This is a genomic window from Sulfoacidibacillus ferrooxidans, from assembly GCF_022606465.1.
Taxonomy (GTDB): domain Bacteria; phylum Bacillota; class Bacilli; order Alicyclobacillales; family SLC66; genus Sulfoacidibacillus; species Sulfoacidibacillus ferrooxidans.
On sequence record NZ_JALBUF010000065.1, the window covers coordinates 1 to 843 of the forward strand.

Below are 843 nucleotides of genomic sequence, written 5' to 3' on the forward strand. Positions count from 1 at the left end.
TGCGCTCCATCGTGATCGCTCCGATTCCCTGAGCATTGCCCATGCGATCCGTGAGACGAATCCACCAGTTCGAGAGCGGGACCATTTCTCCCATTTCTTCAATCGCACAATTGATGTATCCATCCATGTATTCGGTGAGTGCATTGAGCAACGTGGTTTTCCCTGAACCGACACCGCCTGCAATCACAAAGGAATCACCCACAATCGCCATCCCTTTCACCAGATCAGCTAATTCCTGATTCATCATGCCAAGGCGTATCAACTGTTCCATGCGAAAGGGCATGATCGGTTTACGAATGGTGGCCATCGTCGCCGTTTCGATCCGGTGATCGTCGCCCACCACGCTATACCCTGTGTTCTGACCTCCGATGACGTTCAAACGGTACCCTTCGGGTAACATGGCATCGGTGACAGGATCCGCAAGGCTGTACGAAAACGGTGTTTTTTCTAGCTTTCTTTTCACAAATTCCACTAAGCGATCATCGTTGGCAAACCTCGATTCTGTGGATTCCATCAATCGGCCTTCCTTACGCAAAACGGTACGATCACCCATCACGTGAATGTCGGTCACGAGTGGATCGTCAATCGCTGATTGAATCGCATCGTAGCTATACCAAGCATTGAGCAAGCTAGAAATGACCGCTTCTCGTTGTGAAACAGGCACAAAGGTGGCAGGTTCCGTCGCTTGGGTCAATAAAAACGTGTACAGTTCACTGCGAGCATGAGCACTTTTCCCATAGACGGGGTGATGCAACACCGCTTGGTACAGTTTTTCTTGATACGTCTGCAAGGTGTCCAAGGTATCCATGATCAAGCCCCCTTTGGATGGCGTGTAGAATCGAC

Annotated in this window: 1 protein-coding gene; it reads right to left on the reverse strand. The window is 50.2% G+C overall.

The features are described from left to right. A partial coding sequence (locus MM817_RS16380) for an ATPase, T2SS/T4P/T4SS family (protein ID WP_241717114.1) occupies positions 1 to 808 on the reverse strand: 808 nt, incomplete at its 3' end. Between the last annotated feature and the right edge of the window lie 35 nt (positions 809 to 843).